This window comes from Dellaglioa sp. CoH-55-MRSF-8 (assembly GCF_056782195.1).
Map to the genome: position 1 here is coordinate 1 of NZ_JBXAYH010000005.1, position 25,919 is coordinate 25,919.

The window sequence follows — 25,919 nt, forward strand, 5'->3', positions numbered from 1 at the left end:
ACATTTGATTTGTCGAAAATTTGTTCAGTTTTCAAAGATCTACTTGGTTGCTTTTGACAACTTTTATATCATATCAACCACGTCATGATTTGTCAAGAATTTTTTTGAATAAATATTCATTTCTTCTTGCCGTATCAATCAGCTTTATTAATATACCATCTGGTATACACCCTGTCAATACTTCATTACAGATAAATTTGATTTATTAATTATTACTTTATCAAAAAAGCGACTTAACCTCATCGAATTGATAAGTTTAAGTCGCTTTTTTGATAAAAGCTATTTAATAATGTCTAATCCACCCATGTATGGTTGAAGAACTTCCGGAATAGTTACCGACCCGTCTTCATTCTGATAATTTTCAAGAACTGCTGCTAGCGTACGACCAACTGCCAATCCTGAACCATTCAACGTGTGTACAAACTGTAATTTTCCATCATCATCCCTATATTGGATATGAGCCCTACGAGCCTGAAATGCTTCAGTATTAGAACAACTTGAAATTTCACGATACATATTTTGTGCAGGTAACCAAACCTCTAAATCATGTGTCATTGCTGCTGAGAATCCCATATCTCCCGTTGACAATGTTATCACATGATATGGTAACCCAAGTTTTTCCATAATTCTGCCTGCATCACTTGTCATTTTTTCTAGTTCTGCATATGAATCTTCTGGTTTAGTATATTTCACCATTTCAACTTTATTAAATTGATGCAATCTAATCAATCCACGTGTATCTCTTCCAGCGCTTCCTGCTTCAGATCTGAATGAGGGTGAGAGAGCTGTGAAATATACTGGTAATTTTTCTTCCGGAATAACTTCATCCCTGTAGTAATTAGTTAATGGTACTTCTGCTGTTGGAATTAACGTTAAATTTTCATTTGCGATTTGAAAAACGTCTTCCTTAAACTTCGGAAATTGACCAGTTCCGTACATTGACTCATCATTAACAATATATGGAGGAATAATCTCTGTATAACCATCAATTGCATGTTGATCAAGCATAAAATTGTATAAAGCACGTTCTAAACGAGCTCCCCATCCTTTATAGTATAGGAATCGACTGCCCGACACTTTAGCGCCACGTTCAAAATCTAAAATATCTAAATTTTCACCGATTTCCCAATGTGCTTTCGGCTCAAAATCAAAAGTTCTTGGTGTACCTACTTTTCTTAATTCAATGTTTGAATCTTCATCAGGACCTACTGGAATCGTTTTATTTGGCATATTTGGTAGTCGCGATGCCATATCTGTTACGTCTGCATCTAAAACCTTTAATTCTTCATCAAATGCTTTAATTTCATCTCCGACTTTTTTCATTTCTTCGATTTGAGCATCTGCATTTTCTTTATTTCGTTTTAATTGTGCAATAGCTTGCGATACATCGTTTCTTTTCTTTTTTAAAGTTTCGGTTTGAACAATAATATCCCTACGTTTACGATCCTTTTCAACCATTTCATCAATAATCTCTGGTTTTACCCCACGATTACCCAATTGTTCCTTAACTTCATCGACATTTTGACGAATCATTTTAATATCTAACATATTCTGTTCCTCCTTTTTTTGTATAAAAAAAGCCCACTCATCCACTAATTGGGACGAAAGGCTCATTTTCGCGGTACCACCCAAGTTCGACAAATAATCATTTGTCACACTCAAATAGATAACGGTCTCCCGTGTGGCATTACCCACCCACTTATTCACGCCGGATTTTCAGCTTCGTAATTTCCACCACCATTACGTCTCTTAAATGCCTACTTATAACGTTTTCCGTGTTTATTTATTACTTTAATAATAAGCGTTGTTTTATTAAATTGCAAGTTTAATTCTTACCCGCTTTATTAAGCAAATCGATATACTCTTCTAACGAAAGATGATGCTTAACTATATATTTCGCGTTACTTTTACCAACATAGCGGAAATGCCATGTTTCATAATCAATTTTAGTCGATTTTTCTTTATCTTTCGGGAATCTCAATATAAATCCATAATTTACCGCATGGTTGATTAACCATTTTTGACCCTTATCTGTTTCACTACTATTATCTAAATCATTATGTTTGGCATACCAATTTGATGACATCATATCGACTGCTAGTCCGGTGTGATGTTCGCTTGATCCTGGTTCTGCCACATACTCTTTTGTTAATTGTTTAGCCTGAGCAACTGACTTTCCCGAATTTTCATAGCTTTTAATTGAGTCTGCATAGACCTCTTTTTGGTAGCTAATTGATCGATAACCAGATACCAGTGACGCCTTATACCCGGCCTTATTTGCTGCTGATACAAAATCATTCAAAGCACTCTCAATTTTTGAATTTACAATAACATTTCCATCTATTTTCTGTTTAAAATCCAGTTCTTGCTTGAGTTTATGCTCTGAATTAACTAATATTAAATTCCAATCATTTGCCTTTACACCTTTAGGTAGCTCACTTTTTTGTGTGACTTTTACCGTTTTATGGCTAGGTGTCGTATTCGCTTTCTTACCGCATGCACCTATTAATAGTGCACACATCATTACTACCATCATCATCCATTTTCTTCTAGTCAAAATGTGCCTCATTTCTTTGATAAATCTACATCTTTTAATGGAATTAATTTTGTTTTATAGCGTATTTTATAATATGTGTACAAGATAACAAATAACGGAATGCTCATATAACTAACCGAGATTGCTTCCCAATCAAAATTTTTAAATGATTGAATATCTTGTCCAAGAATAACTAAAATACAAAGAACAAGCGCTAAAATAGGGCCCACTGGGAACCATTTTGCAGAGTACTTTAATTCTGACACTTCATGTCCTTGCGCTTTGAACGCTTTTCTAAATCTGTAATGTGAGATTGCAATTCCTAGCCAAGCGATGAATCCAGTTAACCCACTAGCACTCAGTAAAAAGACATACACTTTTGCTCCAAAAACACTTGCTAAAAATGTGAGTAATCCGATAAATGTTGTTCCCACTAGTGCTGCCATTGGAATACCACGACTATTCGTTTGTTTAAACTTTTTAGGAGCGTAACCCTGTTCCGCAAGTGAATGAAGCATTCGAGTTGATGCATACATTCCTGAATTTGCAGCTGAAAGTACAGATGTTAAGATAACTGCATTCATAACACTTGCTGCAGAGGCTAACCCAGCTCTTTGAAAGACCAATGTAAATGGACTAATTGAAATATCTGATGCGCTTGAGCCGAGTAAATCTGGACTTGTATACGGAATAATTGCTGCAATGATAAAAATAGCGAAAATATAGAATAGTAGAATCCGCCAAAACACTTGTTTAATTGCTTTTGGAATACTCTTTTCAGGCGTTTCTGATTCTCCCGCCGTAATACCGATTAATTCAGTTCCTTGGAAAGAGAAACCAGCGACGACGAATACACTTAGAATCATTGGAACACCACCAACAAATGGAGCTTTCTTCATTGTAAAGTTTTCAAGTCCCGTTGCATGGCCACCTAGAATACCAAATATAGTCAATACACCAACGATTAAGAAGACAATGACAGTCACCACTTTAATAATTGATAACCAATATTCTGTTTCACCAAATGATTTAACTGACAACGCATTAATTGAAAAAATAATAACTAACGAGATTGTACTAAAAATCCATCCTGGTACATCTGGCAACCAAAATTGCATAACCAAGGCAGCTGTACTAATATCAACAGCCAATGTAATTGCCCAGTTAAACCAGTAATTCCAACCCATTGCAAAACCCATCGCAGGATCAACAAATCGCGTTGAATAAACCGCAAACGACCCTGAAACTGGTAAATACGTTGCCATTTCACCTAAACTAGTCATTAAAAAGTAAACCATAATTCCAATGCCAATGTAAGCTAGTAACGCACCACCTGGCCCTGCCTTCGAAATTGCTGACCCACTCGCAACGAATAAGCCTGTTCCAATACTTCCACCCAAGGCAATCATTGATAAGTGTCTTGTTTTTAACTCTCGGTGCATACCTTCTTGTTCTGCCATATGAAATCCCCCCTATATATAGAGGAGCACTCGTGATTTTTAAAATTGAGAAAAGAAAAAGAGACCTTTTGTACAACACTATTACGCGTTATACAAAAAGACTCAGATTAATAGACTCAGTCAAATCGTTATAAGCGCCCCGTGATTACTATATAATCACGACAGTTTCTGACTTATTAAATCAGACCCCAGCAGTCACTAAATCTAAGTTAGCATCCACTTCGGCAGTTCACCCTTTCAGTTTAACTTCTTCAGCACTTAATTGCTTCATTAAACATACTTATGAAAACTGCATCCTCTTCTTTCGATAATTCTTACTATAATCAATTCACTGATATTTTGCAAGCTGTATCCTAATTTTCAGCTATATTAATTTCATCATGCAACTTTTCAATATCTGTTTCATTTTTTAAAAAAGCTTCATTTTCGATTGGAAAGTGTTGTTCAATCGAACTAAATGGCTGTAAACTCACAACCCCATTTTTTAAATGATAATCTAAAATATGTCCACCCATTTTATTTTCATCAGATAAAAAATGAATATGGAATCCCGCTGCACCAATTCCTTGAAATAACTCAGGTGTGAAATAGCCAATAGCTGTTCCATCAATATCTTCTTCTTCAAATTCCGATTGTTTGGCAGTTACCGCAGTTAATTCTGGATACGGTTTACTTTGTTTAGCAACAGATCGTGTACTCATTTTACTAAATGTTCCTTTAATAAGAACACTAAAAAATAAATTTTGGTAAGGATATAATTCAAGTAATTGCTCTTCTAAAACATTTCCTGCCACATTTTCAAATTGAATAGATGCGTCTGCTTGATTAAAATGGACTGTCGCAAATGGAACAAGAACGTCATCGCTAACTTGATTAATTTGACCTTTTGCAGTAATCTGGAAAGCCTTTCCGTCAATCACAATCATTTCGCCATCTAAATCACCAACAGTTCCAATTCCGTAATCACCATGTTTCAATAATTCTCCAACACTCAATGTGCCTTCGTACAAGCCTTCAATTAATGTTGCTAAGGTACCATGTTGATAAACCTTTTTTATATCTTGCATGTCGTTGACCTCTCTTGAAAATTATTTTAATATAATTGATCCATTAAAATTGATTGTCCTAATTCTTGATTATCTTTATAATCAACTGGTATATCAACAATAACAGGACCATTAGTTGCAAATGCTTCATCTAATGTTTTAGCTAAATCTTGTGCTTTTTCAACGCGTAAGCCTTTTGCACCAAAACTTTCCGCATATTTCACAAAATCCACTGCGCCAAAATTCACACCGGCAGATTGACCATATTTCATTTCTTCTTGGAATTTAACCATATCGTAGTGTCCATCATTCCAAATAATATGAACAATATTCAGATTCAAACGAACCGCTGTTTCCAAATCTTGGGCTGAAAACAAGAATCCACCATCTCCAGAAATTGAGACGATTTGTGTATTAGGTCGAACTAAGGCCGCTGAAATTGCCCAAGGTAACGCAACTCCTAATGTTTGCATCCCATTACTAAATAATAAATGACGTGGTTCATAACTTCTAAAATGTCGCGCGATCCAAATGTAGAAACTACCGACATCAACTGCTACCGTCATTTCATCTGAAACACGTTTTTGTAATTCTTGGATAATGCTTAATGGATGACTGGTTAATGTGTCACTTGTCACAACTGGCGCTTCATCCCTAGCCTGTAATTTTTCTTGTAAGCCATCTAAATACTCACGAGATTCAGATGCCATTTGATAGCCTTTCATATAGGGTAATAAAAATTCAAGTGTTTGCGCGATGTCGCCCACTAACTCTTTCTTTGGTTGGAAATTATGATCAATCTCTGAACGCATATCGTCAACAACAACAATATTAGCTGTTCCTTCTGCATTCCAGTTACGTGGTTCATATTCAATAGGATCATAGCCAATTGTAATAACTAAATCGCTCTTTTTAAGTAATTGATCCCCTGGTTGATTTCTGAATAAGCCCACACGACCAAAGAAATCACCGACTAATTCACGCGATATCACACCAGCGGCTTGAAATGTTTCCACAACAGGTAGATTCGTTGCTTCAACTAAATTACGAATAGCTTTTGTTACTTCTGGTGAAGATGCCCGCATTCCCACAAGTAAAACAGGTAATTTTGCTGCTTTAATTTCTTGTGCTAAAAGTGTACTTTCTACCGGGCTAGCGGGACCTAATTTAGGTGCCATTAAAGGCTGGATAACTTTTGTTTTCACTTCTGAATCTGTTACATCTTGGGGAATACTAACGAAACTTGCCCCTTGCTTTGCAGCCTCAGCTTCTTGGTAAGCATTAGCAATCACTTCTGAAATATTCTCAGGTTCTTGAACCTCTGCACTATATTTAGTGATTGGTTCAAATAATGCCGTGTTATTCATACTTTGATGCGTTAGTCTCGTTAAATCTGAACGTTTCACTTGACCAGAAATAGCAAGAACAGGATCACCTTCTGCCGTAGCCGTCACAACGCCTGTTGCCAAATTACTTGCACCAGGTCCGGAAGTCGTTAAAACAACCCCCGGTTTACCTGTAATACGACCAATCCCAGCAGCCATAAATGCTGCATTTTGTTCATGGCGCGTAATAATTAATTCTGGCGATTTAGAATTCGTCGGATGTTCCAATTTTTCAAAAACACGATCAATTTTTGCACCAGGAATACCAAATACATATTTCACATCATGATTTATTAAACTATCAACAATGGCATCTGCGCCGTAATATTTATTATCTGTCATTAGATTTCCTCCGAATTTGTTTTAGTAGTATCCATGATAGCATTTTCACAAATAAATGACTATGGTTTAAACTTACCAAATGTAAGCCTAAATAAAAAACCATTATTAACCCAGTTATGGTTAATAATGGTTTCGTTATTTATGATTTCCGGTTACATTTTCGACAATTTTTTGAATGATTAATTTACGTTGACCACTGATATCTTCTTCATTCCAATTAATTAAAGGAATTTCAGTTTCGTCAAACGTTGCTGCAATTAGTTGATAAACCGTTTGTGACTCTAAATAATTAGCCCAACGTTTATCCGCTTCAGCAAAAACACTATTAACGACGACGGTTGCTTTTTCTGTATCTTGTTTAAATTCACGAAATACACGATCAAAGAAACCGAAGTTTGGATAGGTTTCAATCTTTCCTTCCGAAGCCTCCACAATTTCTAATAAATTGATATCCTTAGCATCCCTTGCTAACGTAAAACCGCCATTATTACCTGAAACAGATTTCACAAGTCCCGCAACGACTAACTTACGCATAATTTTACGAAGATAAGTTTGTGAACCACCAAGACGAGCGTTGATTACTTGCGATGAAATTGGCACACCCTTATCCTGCGTTGCCAATAAAGAAATAATACACGCTGCTTGTTCAAATCCTTTTGTTAATTGCATAGTCAGCTACCCCCGGTTGATTAATTTTCAAATAGTTCTATATATACGAATAAAGGATAACATATGTCGTTGACAATTGGTATTGATTATTTTAAATCAACCGCATAAACAATTTCATTAATTAGAGCAGCAGGTTGAAAAAGGGATGAAACCGCTCTTTTTTCAACAAATTTAAAATTGGATTTTTTTAACACTTTGATAGATGCTTTATTTTCAATAGTTGTCACGCCAATTACACGTTCTAAATCTAACGCCTGAGCCATTGTTAAAAGTCCTTGAACTGCTTCAGTCATTATCCCTTGATTCTTAAAAATAGGATTTAGTGCATAGCCAACCTCTTTAACTACCAAACTAGGTTCTTGATTCTCATCAACTACTTCATATAAACCGATATTACCGACTACTTTTTGATTTCCTTTACACTCAATCGCAAATATACTTTGTTTTTGTAGCGTCGCAACGAACAAACTAGCTTCAGCCAATGAATTCACGGGTAAAAAGCCAGCCATTTGACCAACCGTTTCATCACAAGCATATTCATATATGTCATTTATGTCTGATGAGCATAACGGACGTACCACAAGCCGTTTCGTTTCATATTGATTCATTTTTTAGCCCTCAATTTTAAATTTATTCAGAATTTTTAGATATATAACGCGTGCAATGGCTATCCAAGTGACTGTTAAAAGAACAGCGCCTACCGTATCCGTCGGAAAGTGAGCTTGTAGATATACTCTTGAAATCATAATCATCATGATCCATATCGCTAATAAGCAGTTAATCAAAAATTGTTTACTATACTTAAATTCTACCAGCATAATACTCATTATCGTTAGACAAAATAATGCCACCCCGAACGTATGTCCACTGGGGAAACTGAATCCAGTAATTGATCCATGCCCCACTGGTCGAGGTCTCTGGACGCTACTTTTAATGAGCTTAATTAACAGTGCTCCAGTCATTATGGTCATCCCTGTCCAAATAGCGAGTACACCTCGTCGTAATTTATATAAAATAATCATCAAAATGACTGAATACAACCCTATCATCATCGGACTACTTAGCCAACTGATTATCTGCATCACTTGGTCTAGTTGCGCTGTAGGATGAAACCTAACAACTGCAATGATATTATTATCTATACCATGAATAAAATTATTTTTTGTTACTATTAATAACGTCAATATTGCGAATAGTCCACTGCCTATTATGACTACTCCATAAAGTTTATTCTTATTAATCATTACTCTAACCTCTTAATTACAGTCTATTTTATCCACATAATTTATCATATTTTTTAATTTGTTTAAAGTTAGTTACCAAAATCTTTAAGAATTCATACAGAAATCAAGCAAATGCTCAATTTTATGTAAGTTTATGGTAAAATAGGATATCTTTATAAATTTAGAAAAGAGTTGAAAATAAATAATGAATACGCTACTACTTATGCTTGCCGCTGGTCTTGTGGCAGGTGCTCTAGGATCTATCTTAGGATTAGGTGGCGGCATCATTGTCACCCCGGTCTTAACTTTAATGATGGGATTAGATATTAAATACGCTATTGGTGCTAGTATCATTGCCGTTATCGCAACGAGTTCTGGTGCTACAATTGCATTTCTAAAAGATGACGTTTTAAATTTGAGGGTCGCCATGTTTTTAGAAATCGCAACGACAATTGGTGCGATTTGTGGAGCACTCTTAACAGGAGTCTTTAATACATCCTTTCTCTTCATTTTATTCGGTGCTTTTTTGCTACTTTCTGTCTACAACATGCTTAAAAAAATTTTTGTAGGTGAAGAAGTTTTAAAATCAGCTGAACCTGATTATTTATCTACCAAATTTAAACTGAATAGTTCGTACTATGATAAACAACTAAAAAAACAAGTTGATTATCAAGTCGAAAATGTTCCAGGTGGGATGGCGATTATGCTTGGTGCTGGAGTTGCTAGTGGACTACTAGGAATCGGATCTGGTATTTTCAAAGTTATGGCAATGGATACTGCAATGAAAATGCCGTTGAAACCATCAAGTTCAACAAGTAACTTAATGATGGGTGTCACCGCTGCCGCAAGTGCGACCGTCTACTTTTTCAATGGTTCAATTAGACCTGATATTGCGGTTCCATTAGCGCTAGGAATTTTAGTTGGTTCATCAATTGGTTCGCGTGCAATGCAATACCTACCCGCAAAAATAATTCGCCTCATTTTTGTACCTGTACTATTGTATGTCAGCATTCAGATGATTCTAAAAGGATTCGGGGTATCTATCTAATGATGAATGAAAAAAATAACACATCAGCCGAAATGGCAAAAATTGAATTAATGATTGGTCAAATACTAAGAATTGGCGTTTTCATTTCTGCGATAATTATGATTATTGGTCTTATCCTATCCTTAGTTACAGGTTCAACAGGCTATCAAGGTAATACATTTCCAACTTCATTTTCTGCTATCATTTCTGGAATTGTCGCACTTAAACCTTACGCAATTATGATGCTTGGGCTATTTTGCTTAATACTAACACCAATTCTTCGTGTCGTTATTTCAATTTATGCTTTCTACAAAGAAAAAGATTATCTGTACGTTAAAATTACCGTCATCGTTTTAGTCATTTTAATTGCTGGCTTTTTTATTGGCGAACATTAATTAATAAAGGGGAACATTTCAATGTCAAGTCGTCGAGAAAACTATCATAAAGAACAACTACTACACCAAGAAACAACTAATCACCTGCCTTTACCAAAACGCGAAAGAAAAAATAAAAAGCAAAACAAGAAACGTCGTCGCTTAATTTGGTTAATCATTATAATAATCGCTGCTATCTGCGGTGGCGTTTATGCCTACCATAAATACTCAAACGCTAAAAATGCAGCTGATAAAATCTATACTTCTACTAAAATTGCTAAAACTAGAAATGTCGCAGCGGTTTTGGAAAAGGACCATCCTATTTCGATTTTACTTTTAGGTTCTGATGATGGTGCCTTGGGTCGTGCTAAAACTGGTGGCCGAACGGATACTTTAATCGTTGCCACACTTAACCCTAAAACAGAATCAATGACCTTAATCAGTTTACCGCGTGATACTGAAGTTGCGGTTTCAGACCATGAATCAGATTTTCCAAGTAAGATAAACGCTGCCTATGCTTATGGTGGTGCTGCAACTGCCGTTAAAACTGTTGAAAAATATTTCAATGTACCCATTGATTTCTACGCAACAATCAACATGGGCGGTTTAGAATCACTAGTTGATGCTGTTGACGGTGTTGACGTTAATCCACCACTATCTTTTTCTTATAATGGTGCCAGCTTCAAAAAAGGCGTTAAAACTCATGTCAACGGTAAACAAGCCCTTTCGTATGCCCGCATGAGATATGATGATCCTCTTGGCGATTACGGTCGACAAAAACGCCAACGTCAGATTATTATGGCAGTGGCTTTAAAAAGTACACAACTTCAAAATTTATTAGACGATAAATTTTTAAATACAATGTCATCTCAAATGAAAACTGATTTAACATTCAATGATCTTACCGTCTTAGGTACCAATTATCGTAAGGCAACACATCATTCACATTCAGATTATCTACAAGGTACAGGAACAATGGTCAATGGAGAAGCTTTTGAAATTGCCAGCGAAACTGAAAAACAACGTATCACTGATAAATTACGTTCCACACTTGGCTTGGTTCCAGCTAAAACTGGAAATACTTTAACAGCCGATACAAAAATTAATACAACTCGTGAATAGTTAAAAGTAGGCCGTCAATCGGGGATTGACGGCCTACTTTTTTGCATAAAAAAACAACTCACCTAAATGGCAAGTTGTTTAGATTTTAAATTAGTCTTTGTTTACGTTTACTGCTTGTGGTCCACGGTCACTATCTTCAACGTCAAAAGTTACTTTTTGACCTTCGTCTAATGTTTTAAAACCGTCACCTTGAATAGCTGAGAAATGTACGAATACATCACTACCATCTTCGCGAGTAATGAAACCAAAACCTTTATCTGCGTTAAACCATTTTACTGTACCTTGTTCCATGAATAAAATCCTCCTTGTGTCTATGTGACACGTTTTATTTATGACTCTCAAATCGTCCCAGTTGATATCGTTTCCGAAGACACTCATCAACTTCATTTGATTTGAAAAGCCACCTAAATTATATCACGTCTAATTGTAAAAACAAATTCTAAAATAGCGCTTTTATTTAGTTGTTTTCATCTTCAAGTGGTAACGCTAAATCATCATTTTCTTCCAGATTATATGGCTGGTATTTACCCATTAAATATCCTTGAATCATTTGAATAACTTCATAACGATCACTACCTGATAAAATTTTATCGCGGTATAAAAGTGTTGCCGTCCGTGCGAATAAATCTTCAAGATCAATCAATTCATCGTTAGTTTGACCAACTAAAAAATCAATTGAAACATGAAAGAATTCGGCCAACTTTCTGACTTCAAGATATGAGGGTGTATTAATACCACGCTCCCAACTACCAATCTGCGGGCCAGAATTCAAGTTATGATTCGATTTTTGAGACTGATTTAATCCAACAGCTAATTGAGTTAGCGTTAATCCACTACCTCTGCGCAATGCTTTTAATCTTTCCGGAAACATCAACAACACCTCCTTTAGATAAGCATACCTCTTTTTTAAAAAAAGGGTAGGTTTTTAACCAAATAAACCGCCAATATAATAAGTTACAGCCATTGTTACTAATCCAACAAAAACATTTCTTACCATGGCATGTCTAATATTATTACGCCCTAATATCCCGCTTACTGCCCCTGTTAAAAGTAAAGCTAAAGCAACGCCAATAACCGTCAGTGGAATCATAAACTCAGTTGGGAGTATCGCTATTAATAATAATGGAACTAGCGAGCCAACTACAAAGGATGTCATTGAGGACATCGCTGCGTGCCACGGATTTAAGTACTCACCGACATCAATATTGTTAACTTCTTTACAGTAATTTTCTAGTTCATTTTGAGACATTAGTTCATTGACCACATCCGTTGCGACCATCCGCGAGAATCCCTTTGCTTGGTAGATATTAATTAATCGTTCAATTTCAAATTCACGATTTTCTTTTAACTTTTTTGCAGCTGAATGGATAATCGATTTTTGTGTATCCCTTTGTGCAGAAACTGAGACGTATTCACCACCAGCCATTGAGAACGCTCCCGCAAACATACCAGCAAGTCCAGCTAAGACAAGATAGTACTTACCTTGACTAGCACCGGCCATCCCCAGAATAACGCCTGCAACTGAGATGATGCCATCATTAGCACCTAATACCCCTGCTCTTAAAATATTTAATTTCGTTGATAAAGCCATTCCTACTTTTAATGCACGACTATTCATCAAATGATTCACTCCATTTCCAATCATTTAAGTATAAGCTAATTGGGAACGATTATCAGTCGGGTTTATTAATTTCGTTAAGGAACATGATTGCCTTATCTTAAATGGGACACAATCTTACCATAGATAAAGACTGACTACTAGAAATCGAAAGGACCTGCATTTCAACCCATTATAGGATATACTTAAAGCAATTGTTCGAAAGAGGTGAATCAAATGTCTGACTCAAAAAAATACCCAATTAGTCCCTATTTTGAAATTAAAAATAATCATCCTTGGTACCTTGATGCCGAAATTGATGACTTATCACTTTATAATCAAAACTTTAAGGTTGTCTTACAAACAATAACTAAAAATGAAAATATTAATAAAGGGTGGCGCGATGAGGATTTAGAATCTAACATTCAGTTACTCCTTCTTATTGATTACGAAGAACTTGAAGTTTGGAAATATCCCGTCGATTTGTCATTTGATAAATTATCTTTAAAGGAAGATGTTGTATCATTCAATGAAAATAGTCGTATTGCACTTTATTTTGAAGATGATCAAGCTGTGATGCGAAAACTCGGCTACCTACCAAAAGAGGATACATTACAGGTCCATAATATTATGGCAGGCCTACCACATTATAAAATTGCCACTTATTTGACAGGCGGTCCTTATAAGAAATTAACGTTCGAAGACGACGAACTTCAAATTGATAATGGTTTTGAAGAATTTCGTTTAAATATTTTAATCTACTAAAAAAACATTCTCAATGAGAATGTTTTTTTGATTACTTATTTTTACTTTTTTTATTAAAAATTGATTTAACTGATCGTTTTAAAACATCGCCCATTCCAAGTGATTGAACCATATGAGCTGGATCAACATAGTTACGCATTGCACGTAACACCATTTTTGGTTTTTTAGACGCAAAAGTAAATGTCCCATTCTTCTTCGTTTTAATTGCATATCTCGGAATCCATCGTCCTTTAAACATCACAGACGCGATAACTTGATCAACTTCATCCCATGGAATTTGGATAAACTTGCGTGCATCACGGTCATTATAAAATTCAAACCCTTTATCGCCAATCATGATTTTACCATAATCAGTTAAACCTGTGAAAGCAGTTGCATCGATTGTTAAGTCTACCTTTGTATTAATTGACTGGACCATAGTATTTCGACTCCAATGTTTTTTGACGTTATCTTATTATACCTTAATTAATTGCATTGAACCATATAAAAAAACCCAGGAAAATTCCTGAGTTTTTTTGAAATTTTATAAAATTCCAAGTACGTGTCCACCGATACCAACTATGAATAAACCTAGAATGATAAGAATTGGTGAAACTTTTTTCTTAAGTAACCACATACAGAAGAATGTTAATAATAATGCTGCTAAACCTGGAATTAATTGATCCAAGTTATTTTGTAATGTTGTTACTTTATTTGGTGAAAGAGCTAAACCGTCGCTAGCTTGTTGCATAGCTGTTTGCATGCCTTTTCCACCTTGGAGTTTATCAAAATCAATATAAGCACCTTTATCCAACTTAACTGTTGAAATAACTGGCGTAAATTTGATTGAAACCCAACGTTCTACTAATGCGGCTAAAACGAACATTCCCAGTACCGAAGCACCTTTAGTAACATCTTGTAATAAGCCACCTGACATATCTTCAGAAATCTTAGAACCAGCTCTATAACCGAATTCTTGTGTATACCACATGAATCCCATACGGATGATATTCCAAGCTACGAAGAAAATGATTGGTCCCATAATGTTACCACCCATAGCCAATGAAGCACCTAAAGCACCTAACATTGGACGAACAGTAAACCAGAATACGGGATCACCGACACCAGCCAAAGGACCCATCATACCAACTTTAACACCTTGAATTGCAACATCATCAATAGGGGCACCATTAGCACGTTCTTCTTCAAGTGCTAATGTAACACCAAGGATTGGTGAAGCAAGATAAGGATGAGTGTTAAAGAATTCCATGTGTCGTTTCATTGCTGACGTACGTTCTTCTTTAGTTTTGTATAATTTTTTAATTGCTGGAATCATTGAGAATGTCCAACCACCATTTTGCATACGTTCGTAGTTCCATGAACCTTGAATAAACGTTGAACGCCATGCTACAGCCAATCGATCTTTTTTAGTTAATTCAATTTTATCTGCCATAATATATTCCTCCTTCTTCCAGTTTAATAATCGTTTAGAATTTCGCCAAGTGGATCACCGGTATTATTGCCACCGCCACCATTTGATGAACCACCCATTTTTGAAAGGTTCAAGTAAATAAGAGCAAGAGCAACACCGATAGCACCAATAGCGATCAATGTTAATTGAGTAATAGCTGCGACTACGAAACCAAGAATAAAGAATGGCCATACTTCTTTTGTAGCCATCATGTTAATAACAAGTGCATAACCAACGGCAACAACCATACCACCACCAATAGCCATACCATCTGTTAACCATGCGGGCATTGATTCAAGGAAACCTTTAACTGTTTCAGCTGGAATAAAGAGCAATGCTCCGGCTGGAATAGCAATACGGATACCTTGCATACCAATAGCAAGAACATGCCATATTTCTAGCTTACGGATATTACCTTGTTCTGCTGCTGCATCCATTGCATGAACAATAGGAACAGCAAGTGTACGAACAACCATTGTTAAGAATAATCCGGCAACGGCAAGGGGAACGGCGATAGCGATAGCTGATCCAACACCTTTAATCCCTTGTCCACCTAATACTAAAATAATTGCTGATGCAACTGAAGCAAGTGCAGCATCGGGTGCAATAGCTGCCCCGACATTAGCCCAACCAAGTGCGATCATTTGAAGTGTACCACCTAAAACAATTCCGGCGGTTAAATTACCGGTTACTAACCCGATTAATGTACATGCCACTAGTGGTTGATGGAATTGGAATTCATCTAAAATTCCACCCATACCAGCTAGAAAGGCAATAATTACTACTAAAATCATTGATATAGCTGACATAATAAGCCTCCTAAATTAATTTTCTTTTATTGTGTTGTTTAAGCTTTTGCTAATTCACCTTTAGCTTTTTTGAGAATGTTAGCCATATTCTCTTTTGAATCGTTAGGTACTTTACGGACATCAAATTTAACGCCCTTATCTTCTAGTTTTTCAAAAGTATCAACATCGTCTTGTCCCATTGATAATACGTTGTTAACAACTACTTTACCAACTGAATGAGCCATTGAACCAAGGTTAACTTCGTCAAATTTCATTCCGCCTTCAATTGCTGTTAACACATCTTGTGGACTTTCAAAAAGAAGTAATGCTTTCATTCCACCAAAACGAGGGTCTTTTGAAACTTCAATCATCTTAGCAATTGGCACAACATGTGCAATAATACCAGGTGGTGAAGCTTGTTCAATTAAGTTTTTACGAAGTGTATCCTTAGCAACATTATCAGAAACAACGATAATACGGTCAGGCTTAACTGATTTAGACCATGCTGTAGCAACTTGTCCATGCAATAAACGTGAATCAATACGTGTTAAAACGTATTTAATTTTACCATCACCGATTACAGTTCCTTCAGGAATTGAACCAGTAGGTTTGTTTGTTGCAACAACAGCTGCTTCTTTTGGTGCTAAATCTTCTGGCTTAATCTTAACGCCACCTTTTGCTTCGCTTAGAATACTTGCAGCAATTTCTTGTGCAGAATCCATTGACAAGCGTGCTGCGTAGGCTTCAATTAACATTGGTAAGTTTAAACCTGTAACAATTGCCCATTTATCTTTATGAGCGTCAAGCAAACCGTTTGCTTGATTAAATGGTGATCCACCCCATAAATCAACTAAGAATAAGACTTCTTCAGGATCATCAAAAGTAGCAATTGCTGCTTCAAGATGAGCTTTTAAATCGTCTGGTCCTTCGTTTGGCATGAAAGTTACAGCTTGAACATTTTCTTGTTCACCAAAAATCATTGAACCGGATTGCATGATGCCTTCGGAAAATTTACCGTGACTTGCAATTACAATTCCAACCATTTTAAAACCTCCTAAATTTTTATCAGATTACTGTAAGAACTCCGGAAAAACGCTTACATTTATAATATAAAAACACGCAAAAATTATTTCAAAAACAACTTAAGCATTTTGCTTTTGTTCCTAGGTAATCTGATTTAATTTTAAAATGTTACGAAACACTTAAAAATAATATCGTTTCCATAACGTCTATGTTGTTAAGTATAGCACAACGATTACGAATTACTATTAAAAATATTAATTTGTATTCGCTTACAATTATACCATTTAATCGTATAGATATTAGTTATCAACCTATATGATGGGTTTTTTTACGTTTCCATAGCTTGTTTCATTCAACAAAATCTTATCTATACCAATTTATAAAAAAAGTTTTGTTATATACAATGCTATTTTATTTTTTTAACACAAAGTGGTATTGAAATTGCTTAAAATATTTTCTTATTCTTTTCATTGATTAAAAAAAGACCTCATTGAAATGAGATCTTCGAATTATTAAACTTCAACAACTTGATTAATAGACAGCAAATACAGATATTTATGCGCAACTTTCAACCCAGTCATATTCTCTAGTGCTTCGCCATATAAGTTCAATTGGCCACGATAACGTGCTGTCAATTTTTCTATTTCTTCTATTGTATTGTCTTTAGAAACTTTATCAGTCTTATAATCAAATACCACCAACGTATTATCTTTTACAAAATAACCATCGATAATTCCATGGATCAAAACTTTTTCCTTATTTGACTCAACCTTTTGAAATAGCTCATTGGCAGGTAGTAACATTGAGAATGGCGCTTCACGTTGTACATCGTTACCTATAGTTAGAATTTCTTTGCCTAAATCCGTTTGAAAGAAATTGGCAATGTGTTGTCCATTAATTAACGTAGCAACTTCTTTAGTGACTACTTTTGCCGTCACTAATTGCTCAATTTTAGCTTGGATTATCGCTAAAGTTATCTCACTAGTTAAATCTAATTCTTGTAAAATGAGATGAGTTGCACTCCCAATATCACTTCCCATTGGTGCTGCAACTCCCTGCATAAATTTCGGTACAGCAAGTTCACTCGTAACGTATCGGTTGCCTTGTCCTTCAATACTCAACTGATTCATTTCGCGATTAGCTGGATCATCGAATAGACGTTTTACTTCCGATACAGCTTGGTAAGCAGTTGTTTTAGTTAAATTATCGAATGGATACTGAAAATTTAAGACTTGATCAATTTGATTAACATCAATATCCTCAAACGTCTCAGGCATCTCACCCGTGATTGTTTCTAACCAATCCGTCTGAGAAACTTCTTCACTCACTTTACTCATCTGGTTCAGGTCGGTTTTTTGATAAAATTTAACGCTAAATTGCGTTTCATCATCACTTAATAGTAGTGATGATGTTGCTGGATCCAATAATAGTGACATATCAAAAGTAGGATGACGAACTAGCGCCATACCAATCCAATCCATGAAATTTTTAATACCACTTCGAGCTGTTGCATTTAAAACTAATTGTTGGCTTTGAAATGCCTTTTGCCAATGATTAATTGCCGTTTTTTTATTTGTGTAAGCCCCCACAATAAATAATCGTTGTTCCGCACGCGTTAAGGCTACGTACAGTAATCGCATTTCTTCCGCTTCTGATTTTGCAATAGCAGCTGATTTTACAATTGTTTTTTGTAGCGTATCTTCCATCGTCCGATTTTCAGGATTTAAATAGGTTATTCCTAATCCAGCCTGATCATCAATTAAATAAGGTTTTCGCATCGCCATTTGATTAAACTGGTGTGTCGCGTCAACCAAGAAGACCATTGGAAATTCAAGTCCCTTACTACCATGAATTGTCATGACTGACACTGCATTTGCGACATTTTGTACAGGTGCTTCTGCTAAATCCTTATCGCGTTCCTGCATTTTTTCAATGAAGCGCACAAACTGGAATAAACCTTTAAAACTACTATTTTCGTAAGCGTGAGCTCGGTTATACAACGCATGTAAATTGGCTTGGCGCTGACTTCCAGCTGGCATCCCCCCGACATAATCAAGAAATCCAGTATCCTGATAAATCTGCCAAATTAAGGTCGCAATTTGATTTTCATGCGCGATTTCACGAAAGCCCGAAAGTTGTGTTAAGAAACGTTCAATTTTATTATACAGTGTTTTTGCGAAGCTACCTGCTTTAAACGTATCAAAATTTTGATAAAAAGTTAACACCGCTTGATAGTAATCATCTGTTCGGTTGCCAATCCGTAAATAGGCCAGTTGATTTTCATCTAATCCAACAATTGGCGACCGTAGGACACTTACCAATGGAATATCTTGATAGGGATTATCAATAATTCGTAATAATGACATCATAATTCTGATTTCAGTTGTTTGGAAATAGCTCTCCGCATCATTCACAACGACTGGAATACCCATTTTTTTAAATTGGTCAATAATCACCAAATTATTTTTACGAGTTGGGACTAGTAATGCAATATCTCGGTATTCAACGGGACGTTTTTCTGATTTATCACGGTCAAAAATCTCTGTTTCATCTACGATTAACGCTTGAATCCGTTGACCAATTAAAGCAATTTGGCCTTCCGATTTACCATCAATTTCAAACTGATCATTCGTTGCTTCACTATCATCATCCGGTCTTTCTGCAGATTCAGGTTCATCAGATTCGTAAATCAGCACTTCTGCTTTTTGCTCAATATCTGGGTAGTAGTTTGCCCCAAAAACCAATTTAGCATCATTATCATAAGCCATTTGTCCAACGGTTTCATCCATAATCTGGGTAAAAATTAAGTTAGTCACATCTGTTACATTCTTCACAGAACGAAAATTTTCAGCTAAGATAATTCGATTTCCATTACTGTCAGTTTCTTTATAAGCTTGGTATTTACTTAAAAACAAACTAGGATCAGCCAGCCTAAAACCATATATTGACTGCTTTACATCCCCCACCATAAACATATTACCGGGATTAGTCGTGGTTACCCTTGTCAAAATAGCTTCTTGTAGTTGATTAGTATCCTGATACTCATCTACCAGAACTTCTTCATATTTTCCTTGTAGAGCAGCTTGTGTTTGCTCGGAAGATTCAGAATCACTCGCTAAAATGTCCAGTGCTAAATGCTCCAAATCATTAAAATCAAGTATATGTCTTTGACGTTTCTCTTTGGTGAAGGCATCACTAAATAAGCCAATCACACTGACTAATTTTTCAACTAATTTCTTAGATTCTGTCATGATATGCAGTGTTTCTGTTTCATTTAAAACAAAAAATTGTTCTGATAAGTTAGCTAAACGTTTTTTTATTCCAGCTTTTAATTCTTTAATTTGATCCTTAGCAACAGCTTGGTCATCTTCTAAATTTTTAGCTGGCACACTAGGCGCACGTTTCAATTCGTACCCACGAATATTATCGCGAATTTGATTCCAAGAACCATCGTTTTCAACAGATTGGACAACAGCTAACAACATCTGACTTTCTTCTTCAGTCACTGCTTGATGTTTCTCTAACCCAAATTGAATTGATAGTTCTAGAGCCGTTTTTAAATCGGCCTGGATTTGCGTTAAATTTGCTTGAACTAATGGCTTAATACTCTTTTGGTAAAACGAACTACTGATTAAATTATCGCCAACATCATAAGTTGCTGCCAAACTAGCCAACCAACCGGTAGGATCTGGTTTCGAACTCGCAAATGTAAATAGGCTAAAAACCAACTCAGATAAACCATCATCATTTCGATCATTTGAAAAATTTTGTGTTAATCTCTCAAAGTCGACATCGTCTTTGGCATACAACATTTCCCGGACGTCTTCCCAGACACTCTCTCTTAATAAAGCCGCCTCAGTCATATCTGTTAACATTCTAAAAACGGGATCCAAATCAATCACATAATAGTAGCGTTTAATTAATTGGAGACAAAATGCATCAAATGTACTAATATTTGCAACTGGCAAGCGCATTAATTGATCCATTAAATGTTGTTTTTGTTCATGATTGTCTGCTTCATTGATTGCCTTTTGAAGTGCCACCTGAATCCGTTGACGCATTTCTTTAGCTGCAGCGTCTGTAAACGTAACAACTAATAAGTCATCAATAGCTGTTCCCGTTAATATTTTTTGAATGACGCGTTCAACTAAAACTCGTGTTTTACCGGAACCGGCAGAGGCTGATACAAGAATATTAGTCCCACTTTCATCGATAGCACGTTGTTGATTTGGTGTAAATGTAAACTTACTCATTACTGTCGGCCTCCCCGTCTATAATCCGTTTTTCAATTTCTTCCCAGCTTAATTTACTTATTTCATGGTAATTATTTTCGGGTAACATCGCATCAAATTGGAATATTGATTTATATGGTGAATATTGTAGGGCTGTTTTTTTAGCGTTCCATCTAGCCGGACTTAAATCGATTATCCCTTCGAAAATATCTGTTGCCGCATCAATAATTAATTGTTTATTGTGTACCAACAAGAAATCTAAATCTGATTGTGAAATCAATTTTTTTGAACGAGCTGATGGTGATGTGAACCCTTTTTTCGTTTTTCTAAATGGATAGATTAATGAAAACCCTGTTGATTCGTCTTCAAAATCAGTATCTAAATGGCTCAGTAACTGCTCATCTTCCAATAATAGCCCATCCATTTGGTTTGCTTTCAACAACGTATTATCCAATCCTTTTTTCTGTACATCTTCAATTTTCAGCTTAGGATTTTGTAAGTGCATGTAAACTGCACCAGCTGCCGAAGTTTTCAGTCCAGTATTTGGTGCAATTACCTCTGCATTCTCAATCAATGCTTGCAAGTAAGTTAACATTTGCATTGATAATCCATAGAAAGCATCACTAAAATCAAACTTTCGAATCCCTGATTTGTAATCGACGATTCCAAGATATTGTTTTGAATCAACCTTCATATAATCAATTCGATCAATTTTACCGCGGACTTTAACTGAATGGCCGCCAGGTAACTTATAAGCTAGGGCTTTCAAACCTGACTCAGCACCGACATGACCAAATAAAACTTCTGTTTTCAGTGGCTTCATCTTTGTTTGTTGCCCTTGTTGCCACATGGCATGCGTCACTTGTTTTAATAGAAGACTTAATTGTTTAGCAATATAGCCCATTCGACTTGAACTACCAAGAATTTGGAACTGAGGTAACTCGCGCATATCTTTTAAAATTACATTCAAATATTCATCTAGTTGTTCTTTGGGTACATTGGCATAGACTTGGTTTGATTCAGTCACAACTTTCATCAACTCATCCAACCCCATATGGAAAAACTCACCAGTACTTGCAGGAGACAGCTCGAAAATGTCTCGTTCTTTCAATTTCAACCCATATTGTAAAAAATATTCAAATGGATTACGATAGAAAGTTTCTAGTTTTGAAATTGAAGTATTCATTTGTGTTCCATATAAATCAGTTATAATTTCCGGCGTCAACTTAACCGGTATATTTTTATACGCTAAGCTTCCTAATAATTGTTTCGTTAATGGTCCCATTTCTGGGTCAGCCGACAGTTGACGTAACACATACAACCAAGCACTAGGCATGGATACTGCAGTTGTTTTGGCAAGTCGACTAGCTACAACCAATGATGATAATGTACTACGTTTTGTTCCGATAAAATCAAGGACTGATTGTTCTGTTAATTCAGGATTAGCAGCTAAATGTTGAACTGATAAATTGAAGTGTTCTTTAATCATCATTAAATAAGGCGATGGATTTAAATTCTTTTCGCCATCGTTGCCACTTGGATATGAAAAAATCAATTGTTCGCGTGGTCCTAAAAATCCGAGATAATTCAAAAAGGGTTCAGCGGCCATTTGACTAATAGCCGAATCGGCTAAGTATTGATCATCAGTTAATAGATTAGCCATTTTCGCCCGATCATCATCTGTTAATAATTGTGTCTGACTAACTTGTTCTGGCATCACCATATCAGTTGATCCAATCATAAAGGTAATCTTTCGGTTGTTCATTTGAACCATCCCTGATTCAGAAATAACGACCTGATCTAATGTTGATGGCACTTGTGAGTAACTTGCCCCTTCAAATCCCGCTTGAATCAAGGCCATGAAGTCAGCGGTATTGAACATTTTAGTTCCCAATGTTTCAACATATTCATCTAACATCCCAACAAATGTTTGCCAAGTTTGTTCTGGTTCTTCTGATTGTGAGATGTTTCCAGCAGCTAAATAGCGGTCTCGCCAACTTAACAAGCGTTGTGTCACACCTTGTTCAACAAGAAACTGATAAATTAGCTTTGCCCCCTCTTCACCGGTTGTCGCCTGATCTAGTTGATTGAAGAATCCTGGTAAAACGTCTTTAACAAAATGTCTAATTTGATTAATTTGTACTGTGATACTTTGGTCCTTATCCGTCTGTTGCTCATCTGCATCCGTAAAATCAAACCGGTAGAACGTCCAATCATCTTCACGTAGCCACTGAGAACCAGAAAAACCGTATTTTAAAACCATATTTTCTGTTAAATCAACAGCACTACGGTACTGTTCAATTGGCATAGCATGATTTTCTATTTGTGGTATTAATAATTCAGTTTTTAATAAGCGCATCATTGCGCCATATTGATAATGCTTTTCTTTCACCTCAAATAACGCTGCCAGTAACTCGACTAAGGGATGGTCAGCCATTGCGTGTTGTAAATCGTTAAAATAAGGTATTTTAAATTCTTTAAAAACCGGTGGAATAACCGTTTCGTAGCTATCTAAATGCCGCGTTAAAATCATAAAATCTCGATAACGATACTCCTTAGTTGCAACTAACTGGCGAATTTTTGTCGCCACTTGTCGAATTTCAATATACCGACTATCGGCTTCAAAAAGTTGAATAGAATCTGAATTTTCTAACCTTTCTGATTTTGTTTTAACTAACCGTCTAGAGTCAATCCAAAAATCTTCCAGACGAGATAAGTCGGGATTCTGGTTAACTTTGGTTTCAGCATAACTATCCGTTAGCACTGGAATCTGAGCTTGATGTGCTTTTTCAATCAAATTAACATACATCCGGCTTGATTTATAAAATAAGTCAGATTTTTCAGCAACTTCATGTGCATTGCCTTTATCTAAGACTAAGCCAATTGTAATCTGTTTCGCACCCTTAATCAGTGCGTTCACGAGCTCCTGCTCTTGTGCTGTAAATTGAGAAAAATGGTCAATATAAAAATAACTCGTCTTCAAAACGTCATCTGTTAAATAACGACTCAACTCTGCTAATAAATCATTATTTTCAATATATCGGTCAGCCATCGCAGCATCAAATGCGCGATAGATAATTTGTAAATCATCTAATTTAGCACCTAAGTCCCCAGTCGTTGGGAAAGATTCAGCAATCCGAGTTAAATCATCAACTGTCACACAACCAACTTTTAATTCTTTCAGTTGGCTGACTAGTTGTGAAATAAACCCAGTTTGGGTCCTTTCACCACGAAATATTGTTAATTCATCTTCATGTTCCGAAATTAATTGATAAACTAACATATTTAATCCAGACTGAGATAAACGAGGAATCTGATAATAGGGTGTATTCTTCAAAAAGAACCAAGCTAATCGAGTAAACGAAAAGACTTGGACGTTCGATTGTGCAAAAATATTTTGTTCGACAAGTTTGTCTTTACCTAATGCTTCAAGGATACTAACTTCTGCTTCGAACTTAATATGATTGGGAACAAGATAAAAAAAAGATGCCGTTGAATCAGTCGTTTGCGCTGCTTTTAATTGTGCAACAAGGCTTGCTTGATGGTCTTTACTAGCTTTTCCTAGGACAAATTTTAAACTCATTTTAACTCCCCTTTTCATACCGCTAACTCGTTATCATTACCTAATAATATACCATATTTAGCTGTTATATTTTTTTAAGAACACATAAAAACCGCTGGACAAATCACAAAGGTGATTTAACCAGCGGTTCATTTTAATTTAATCTTTTTCTGTAAATAGTTTATCAACTGAGCGATTCTTATGAATTAAATCAATTGCTTGGCCAAACAAGTCGGCAACTGATAAGCGCACAAGTTTATCGAGCTTGTCAGCTTCTGGAACAACGATACTATCTGTTACAATCACTTGTTTAATATTGTCATCAGATAAAGCTTCAATCGCACCTTTTGACATCACAGCATGTGTTGCACAAGCATAAATATCTGTTGCACCAGCAGCTTTAAGTGCACGCGCTGCATCAGTCATCATTGTCCCTGTATCAATCATATCATCAATAATGATACAACGACGCCCTTTTACATCGCCAATAATTGATGTTGCTGCAATATTATCAGCAAAATCAGATCCACGTTTATCAACAATAGCAATTTGTGCTTTGAGCTTTTCAGCCATATTACGAGCACCTTTAACACTATTATGATCAGGTGAAATCACAACAACATCATCTGTAATCCCATTTTCAATGAAGTATTTAGCTTGGATTTCTAAAGAAACTAAATGATCAACTGGAATGTTAAAGAATCCTTGTAATTGAGCGGCATGTAAATCAAGTGTAATTACACGAGAAACACCGGCTAATTGAATAAAGTTTGCAACTAACTTAGCTGTAATAGGTTCACGTGAACGTGCTTTACGATCTGAACGTGCATAACCATAATAAGGCATTACAACGTTAATTGTACCCGCACTTGCACGACGTAACGCATCAACCATAATCAAAAGTTCCAGTAAATTTTCATTTACTGGATTTGAGATTGATTGGATAACATAAACATCTGCGCCACGAATACTTTCATCAATGTTGATTTGAATTTCGCCATCACTGAAATGTTTCACGGATGCTGTAGAAAGACTAGTATTTAAAACCTTAGCCACCTTCTCCGCTAATTCAACGTTAGAATTAAGTGCAAATAATTTTAATTGACCTTTTGCGAATTGACCCGACATGATAGCCTCCGTTATTAATCTGTATTTTTTCTTTATAGTTCTATTATAATGAATTTACACTTAAATTACTATGCTCTAAGTAAAAAGTTTAAGATTATCTGAATTGTTCCTTCAGACTAAACGACAATCCTTATGTTTAATGGTAAAATAGACAGATACGAACTTAAAAATATAACTTAATTATGGGGGA

At 35.8% G+C, this 25,919-nt stretch carries 22 protein-coding genes and 1 riboswitch; of the genes, 4 read left to right on the top strand and 18 right to left on the bottom strand.

The window, feature by feature from the left end; all coding sequences use genetic code 11:
• Nucleotides 1-279: 279 nt before the first annotated feature.
• From serS to AC1RPW_RS05930, 8 genes are all read right to left on the bottom strand, one after another.
• Entirely contained in the window at nucleotides 280-1,548 is a 1,269-nt protein-coding gene (gene serS / locus AC1RPW_RS05895; protein ID WP_481761724.1) for a serine--tRNA ligase, read from the bottom strand.
• Nucleotides 1,549-1,825: 277 nt separating this feature from the next.
• On the bottom strand, nucleotides 1,826-2,557 hold the full coding sequence (locus tag AC1RPW_RS05900) for a M15 family metallopeptidase (protein WP_481761725.1): 732 nt from the start codon (nucleotides 2,555-2,557) through the stop codon (nucleotides 1,826-1,828).
• Between the two features lie 8 nt (nucleotides 2,558-2,565).
• On the bottom strand, nucleotides 2,566-3,996 hold the full coding sequence (locus tag AC1RPW_RS05905) for an amino acid permease (RefSeq protein WP_481761726.1): 1,431 nt from the start codon (nucleotides 3,994-3,996) through the stop codon (nucleotides 2,566-2,568).
• 124 nt (nucleotides 3,997-4,120) lie between these two features.
• Nucleotides 4,121-4,305, bottom strand: a riboswitch (Lysine riboswitch).
• Between the two features lie 44 nt (nucleotides 4,306-4,349).
• On the bottom strand, nucleotides 4,350-5,063 hold the full coding sequence (gene budA / locus AC1RPW_RS05910) for an acetolactate decarboxylase (RefSeq protein WP_481761727.1): 714 nt from the start codon (nucleotides 5,061-5,063) through the stop codon (nucleotides 4,350-4,352).
• Between the two features lie 26 nt (nucleotides 5,064-5,089).
• The gene (gene alsS, locus AC1RPW_RS05915; RefSeq protein ID WP_481761728.1) at nucleotides 5,090-6,769 is read right to left on the bottom strand and encodes an acetolactate synthase AlsS; all 1,680 of its coding nucleotides are present in this window, start codon (nucleotides 6,767-6,769) and stop codon (nucleotides 5,090-5,092) included.
• A 135-nt stretch (nucleotides 6,770-6,904) separates the two neighbouring features.
• Nucleotides 6,905-7,438: an Rrf2 family transcriptional regulator gene (locus tag AC1RPW_RS05920; RefSeq protein ID WP_481761729.1), complete on the bottom strand. Its 534-nt coding sequence runs from the start codon at nucleotides 7,436-7,438 to the stop codon at nucleotides 6,905-6,907.
• Nucleotides 7,439-7,524: 86 nt separating this feature from the next.
• Nucleotides 7,525-8,046 carry a GNAT family N-acetyltransferase gene (locus tag AC1RPW_RS05925; RefSeq protein ID WP_481761730.1) on the bottom strand — a complete coding sequence of 174 codons (522 nt, stop codon included), beginning with the start codon at nucleotides 8,044-8,046 and terminating at the stop codon, nucleotides 7,525-7,527.
• 3 nt (nucleotides 8,047-8,049) lie between these two features.
• Entirely contained in the window at nucleotides 8,050-8,682 is a 633-nt protein-coding gene (locus tag AC1RPW_RS05930) for a phosphatase PAP2 family protein (protein WP_481761731.1), read from the bottom strand.
• A 184-nt stretch (nucleotides 8,683-8,866) separates the two neighbouring features.
• Between AC1RPW_RS05930 and AC1RPW_RS05935 the strand changes: the two genes are divergently transcribed.
• Genes AC1RPW_RS05935 through AC1RPW_RS05945 form a run of 3 tightly spaced genes read left to right on the top strand, consistent with a single transcriptional unit; the run spans nucleotide 8,867 to nucleotide 11,184 of the window.
• Nucleotides 8,867-9,709, top strand: coding sequence for a sulfite exporter TauE/SafE family protein (locus AC1RPW_RS05935; RefSeq protein ID WP_481761732.1), 843 nt, complete (start codon nucleotides 8,867-8,869; stop codon nucleotides 9,707-9,709).
• Nucleotides 9,709-10,083: a DUF1634 domain-containing protein gene (locus AC1RPW_RS05940; RefSeq protein WP_481761733.1), complete on the top strand. Its 375-nt coding sequence runs from the start codon at nucleotides 9,709-9,711 to the stop codon at nucleotides 10,081-10,083. The genes AC1RPW_RS05935 and AC1RPW_RS05940 overlap by 1 nt, the downstream gene beginning before the upstream one ends.
• 21 nt (nucleotides 10,084-10,104) lie before the next feature.
• Nucleotides 10,105-11,184: an LCP family glycopolymer transferase gene (locus AC1RPW_RS05945; protein ID WP_481761734.1), complete on the top strand. Its 1,080-nt coding sequence runs from the start codon at nucleotides 10,105-10,107 to the stop codon at nucleotides 11,182-11,184.
• A 90-nt stretch (nucleotides 11,185-11,274) separates the two neighbouring features.
• Here the strand turns inward: AC1RPW_RS05945 and AC1RPW_RS05950 are convergent, their stop codons facing one another.
• The 3 genes from AC1RPW_RS05950 to AC1RPW_RS05960 all read right to left on the bottom strand — a co-directional run bounded on the left by AC1RPW_RS05950 (nucleotide 11,275) and on the right by AC1RPW_RS05960 (nucleotide 12,829).
• Nucleotides 11,275-11,475, bottom strand: coding sequence for a cold-shock protein (locus AC1RPW_RS05950; protein ID WP_112251328.1), 201 nt, complete (start codon nucleotides 11,473-11,475; stop codon nucleotides 11,275-11,277).
• 166 nt (nucleotides 11,476-11,641) lie between these two features.
• Nucleotides 11,642-12,055: a helix-turn-helix domain-containing protein gene (locus AC1RPW_RS05955; RefSeq protein WP_481761735.1), complete on the bottom strand. Its 414-nt coding sequence runs from the start codon at nucleotides 12,053-12,055 to the stop codon at nucleotides 11,642-11,644.
• 54 nt (nucleotides 12,056-12,109) lie between these two features.
• The gene (locus tag AC1RPW_RS05960) at nucleotides 12,110-12,829 is read right to left on the bottom strand and encodes a VIT1/CCC1 transporter family protein (protein ID WP_481762651.1); all 720 of its coding nucleotides are present in this window, start codon (nucleotides 12,827-12,829) and stop codon (nucleotides 12,110-12,112) included.
• 189 nt (nucleotides 12,830-13,018) lie between these two features.
• On the opposite strand from AC1RPW_RS05960, the gene AC1RPW_RS05965 reads away from it, so the two are divergent.
• Entirely contained in the window at nucleotides 13,019-13,546 is a 528-nt protein-coding gene (locus tag AC1RPW_RS05965) for a hypothetical protein (protein ID WP_481761737.1), read from the top strand.
• Between the two features lie 31 nt (nucleotides 13,547-13,577).
• On the opposite strand, the gene AC1RPW_RS05970 is transcribed toward AC1RPW_RS05965, so the two are convergent.
• From AC1RPW_RS05970 to AC1RPW_RS06000, 7 genes are all read right to left on the bottom strand, one after another.
• Nucleotides 13,578-13,964 carry a DUF956 family protein gene (locus AC1RPW_RS05970; RefSeq protein ID WP_409021995.1) on the bottom strand — a complete coding sequence of 129 codons (387 nt, stop codon included), beginning with the start codon at nucleotides 13,962-13,964 and terminating at the stop codon, nucleotides 13,578-13,580.
• A gap of 105 nt (nucleotides 13,965-14,069) precedes the next feature.
• Nucleotides 14,070-14,978: a PTS system mannose/fructose/sorbose family transporter subunit IID gene (locus AC1RPW_RS05975; protein ID WP_481761738.1), complete on the bottom strand. Its 909-nt coding sequence runs from the start codon at nucleotides 14,976-14,978 to the stop codon at nucleotides 14,070-14,072.
• A 23-nt stretch (nucleotides 14,979-15,001) separates the two neighbouring features.
• Nucleotides 15,002-15,805, bottom strand: coding sequence for a PTS mannose/fructose/sorbose transporter subunit IIC (locus tag AC1RPW_RS05980; protein WP_481761739.1), 804 nt, complete (start codon nucleotides 15,803-15,805; stop codon nucleotides 15,002-15,004).
• Between the two features lie 38 nt (nucleotides 15,806-15,843).
• Complete coding sequence (locus AC1RPW_RS05985) at nucleotides 15,844-16,827, bottom strand: mannose/fructose/sorbose PTS transporter subunit IIA (RefSeq protein WP_481761740.1); 984 nt, start codon at nucleotides 16,825-16,827, stop codon at nucleotides 15,844-15,846.
• Nucleotides 16,828-17,319: 492 nt separating this feature from the next.
• Nucleotides 17,320-21,060: a helicase-exonuclease AddAB subunit AddA gene (gene addA / locus AC1RPW_RS05990; RefSeq protein ID WP_481761741.1), complete on the bottom strand. Its 3,741-nt coding sequence runs from the start codon at nucleotides 21,058-21,060 to the stop codon at nucleotides 17,320-17,322.
• Complete coding sequence (locus AC1RPW_RS05995; RefSeq protein WP_481761742.1) at nucleotides 21,053-24,622, bottom strand: PD-(D/E)XK nuclease family protein; 3,570 nt, start codon at nucleotides 24,620-24,622, stop codon at nucleotides 21,053-21,055. Before AC1RPW_RS05995 ends, addA begins: the two co-directional genes overlap by 8 nt.
• A gap of 138 nt (nucleotides 24,623-24,760) precedes the next feature.
• Entirely contained in the window at nucleotides 24,761-25,729 is a 969-nt protein-coding gene (locus tag AC1RPW_RS06000) for a ribose-phosphate diphosphokinase (RefSeq protein WP_481761743.1), read from the bottom strand.
• Nucleotides 25,730-25,919 lie beyond the last annotated feature (190 nt).

Coding starts and splice junctions, on each gene's coding strand:
- AC1RPW_RS05985 (WP_481761740.1), bottom strand. CDS start 16,827: ATGGTTGGAATTGTAATTGCAAGTCACGGTAAATTTTCCGAAGGCATC.
- AC1RPW_RS05960 (WP_481762651.1), bottom strand. CDS start 12,829: ATGATTGGAAATGGAGTGAATCATTTGATGAATAGTCGTGCATTAAAA.
- AC1RPW_RS05970 (WP_409021995.1), bottom strand. CDS start 13,964: ATGGTCCAGTCAATTAATACAAAGGTAGACTTAACAATCGATGCAACT.
- AC1RPW_RS06000 (WP_481761743.1), bottom strand. CDS start 25,729: ATGTCGGGTCAATTCGCAAAAGGTCAATTAAAATTATTTGCACTTAAT.
- AC1RPW_RS05935 (WP_481761732.1), top strand. CDS start 8,867: ATGAATACGCTACTACTTATGCTTGCCGCTGGTCTTGTGGCAGGTGCT.
- addA (WP_481761741.1), bottom strand. CDS start 21,060: ATGAGTAAGTTTACATTTACACCAAATCAACAACGTGCTATCGATGAA.
- AC1RPW_RS05945 (WP_481761734.1), top strand. CDS start 10,105: ATGTCAAGTCGTCGAGAAAACTATCATAAAGAACAACTACTACACCAA.
- AC1RPW_RS05980 (WP_481761739.1), bottom strand. CDS start 15,805: ATGTCAGCTATATCAATGATTTTAGTAGTAATTATTGCCTTTCTAGCT.
- AC1RPW_RS05905 (WP_481761726.1), bottom strand. CDS start 3,996: ATGGCAGAACAAGAAGGTATGCACCGAGAGTTAAAAACAAGACACTTA.
- AC1RPW_RS05975 (WP_481761738.1), bottom strand. CDS start 14,978: ATGGCAGATAAAATTGAATTAACTAAAAAAGATCGATTGGCTGTAGCA.
- AC1RPW_RS05930 (WP_481761731.1), bottom strand. CDS start 8,682: ATGATTAATAAGAATAAACTTTATGGAGTAGTCATAATAGGCAGTGGA.
- AC1RPW_RS05950 (WP_112251328.1), bottom strand. CDS start 11,475: ATGGAACAAGGTACAGTAAAATGGTTTAACGCAGATAAAGGTTTTGGT.
- alsS (WP_481761728.1), bottom strand. CDS start 6,769: ATGACAGATAATAAATATTACGGCGCAGATGCCATTGTTGATAGTTTA.
- budA (WP_481761727.1), bottom strand. CDS start 5,063: ATGCAAGATATAAAAAAGGTTTATCAACATGGTACCTTAGCAACATTA.
- AC1RPW_RS05955 (WP_481761735.1), bottom strand. CDS start 12,055: ATGTTTCCGGAAAGATTAAAAGCATTGCGCAGAGGTAGTGGATTAACG.
- AC1RPW_RS05995 (WP_481761742.1), bottom strand. CDS start 24,622: ATGAGTTTAAAATTTGTCCTAGGAAAAGCTAGTAAAGACCATCAAGCA.
- AC1RPW_RS05940 (WP_481761733.1), top strand. CDS start 9,709: ATGATGAATGAAAAAAATAACACATCAGCCGAAATGGCAAAAATTGAA.
- AC1RPW_RS05920 (WP_481761729.1), bottom strand. CDS start 7,438: ATGCAATTAACAAAAGGATTTGAACAAGCAGCGTGTATTATTTCTTTA.
- AC1RPW_RS05965 (WP_481761737.1), top strand. CDS start 13,019: ATGTCTGACTCAAAAAAATACCCAATTAGTCCCTATTTTGAAATTAAA.
- serS (WP_481761724.1), bottom strand. CDS start 1,548: ATGTTAGATATTAAAATGATTCGTCAAAATGTCGATGAAGTTAAGGAA.
- AC1RPW_RS05925 (WP_481761730.1), bottom strand. CDS start 8,046: ATGAATCAATATGAAACGAAACGGCTTGTGGTACGTCCGTTATGCTCA.